Source organism: Rhabdonatronobacter sediminivivens (assembly GCF_013415485.1).
GTDB lineage: Bacteria > Pseudomonadota > Alphaproteobacteria > Rhodobacterales > Rhodobacteraceae > Rhabdonatronobacter > Rhabdonatronobacter sediminivivens.
On record NZ_JACBXS010000104.1, the window covers coordinates 1 to 1,797 of the forward strand.

Sequence of the window (1,797 nt, forward strand, 5' to 3'; positions counted from 1 at the left end):
CGACAGCCTCTCGGCCGCGTTCAAGAACCTCGACAAATCCGCTCAGGCCGACCTCACCGACCGCGTCGACGCGCTGTGCCGCCATTACGGCATGACACCCACGCGCAATACCAAGGGCATCGCGCATGAGAACGGTTCCATCGAGGGACCGCACGGTCATCTCAAGCGCGCCATCGCGGATGCGCTGGTCATGCGCGGATCGCGCGACTTCGAGGATCTGACGGCCTATCGCCGATTCATCGACGAGATCGTGGGCCGGATCAACGCCCGCAATGCCAAGCGCATCGACATGGAACGTGCCAGCCTCAGACCCTTGCCCGCCCGGCGGACGACGGATTACGAGGAGATCACTGTGCGCGTCACCTCCTCGGGTGGCTTCATCCTGCGCAAGGTCTTCTACACCGTGCCGTCCCGACTGATCGGGCATCGCCTCCGGGTCCGGCTCTACGATGACCGGCTGGAACTGTTCCTCGGCGCCACCGCGCTGCTGACGCTACCGCGCGGGCGGGCGTCGAGGACCGGAAGCCACGGACACGTGGTCAATTACCGCCATGTCATCAATTCCCTGCGCAAGAAACCGATGGCCCTGATGGGCTTGGTCTACCGGGACCAGCTGTTCCCGCGGCGGGCTTTCGGCGACATCTTCACATTCCTGCTCGAGCAGACCGACGCAAAGACGGCCTGCCGGATGACGGTCGATCTTCTGGCACTGGCCCATGACCGGGGCTGCGAGGCCGAACTGGCCGCCCAGCTCGAGGAGGATATCAGCCAGCACCGTCTGCCCGACATGACAGCCCTGCGCGCGCTCTTCGCCCCGCCGGGCGACAGTCTGCCCGGGGTCGAGGTGAAGCTGGCCGATCTGTCATCCTACGACCGGCTGCTGGAAAATACCGGTGAGGGAGCTGCAGCATGACATCATCCGAGATCGATACCGCACGCCTCACCCTGGCCCTCAACGAACTTCGCCTGCCCGCCATAAAGGCGCTCTGGCCGCGTTTCGCCGAGCAGGCGGACAAGGAAGGCTGGCCTGCCGCACGGCTGCTCAGTACCCTGGTGGAACACGAACTGGCCGAACGCGATCGCCGCCGCATCGAACGCCATCTCGCACAGGCCCGCCTGTTGCCCGGAAAAACCCTCGAGACCTTCGACTTCGCCGCCGTTCCCATGCTGTCCAAGGCCCATGTCGGTGCCATCACCGCCGGCGACAGCTGGATCGGGAACGGCGCCAATATCCTGATGTTCGGCCCGCCGGGCGTGGGCAAGTCGCATCTCGGTTCCGCCATCGGGCTGGCGCTGGTCGAGAAGGGCTACCGCGTCCTCTTCACCCGCACAACCGATCTGGTCCAGAAGCTCCAGCAGGCGCGCCGCGATCTCGCCCTCGAAAGCGCGATCACCAAGCTCGACAAGTTCCACCTGCTGATCCTCGACGACATCACCTACGTCACCAAGGATCAGGCCGAGACCAGCGTAGTGTTCGAACTGATCAGCGCGAGATACGAACGCCGCTCCATGCTGATCACAGCCAACCAGCCCTTCGGCGAATGGAACACGATCTTCCCGGATCCAGCCATGACGCTCGCTGCCGTCGACCGGCTCGTGCATCACGCCACCATCTTCGAGATGAATGTCGAAAGCTACCGCCGCAAGGCCGCGGAAAAGGCCAAAGGCCCCGGACGGCCTCCGAGGAAGGCGTCACCGGCGGACATGAATGCAGATTGACGCCGCGCGACAATCACTGGCGACAATCCCCTTGCCCGCGACACACAAACCCGCCATCCTCGCTGATGTCGCGACCAA

General features: G+C 64.4%; 2 protein-coding genes. Both read left to right on the forward strand.

The window, feature by feature from the left end:
- Window positions 1-913, forward strand: a 913-nt coding sequence (locus HUK65_RS18275) for a Mu transposase domain-containing protein (protein WP_407692443.1), incomplete at its 5' end; no start/stop codon positions are given.
- A complete protein-coding gene (gene istB / locus HUK65_RS18280; RefSeq protein WP_179907687.1) occupies window positions 910-1,719 on the forward strand; it encodes an IS21-like element helper ATPase IstB in 810 nt (269 codons plus the stop codon). The genes HUK65_RS18275 and istB, both read left to right, overlap by 4 nt.
- Window positions 1,720-1,797: the final 78 nt, after the last annotated feature.

Excerpts from the sequence above, each read along its gene's own strand:
- istB (WP_179907687.1), top strand. The coding sequence starts at position 910 with ATGACATCATCCGAGATCGATACCGCACGCCTCACCCTGGCCCTCAAC.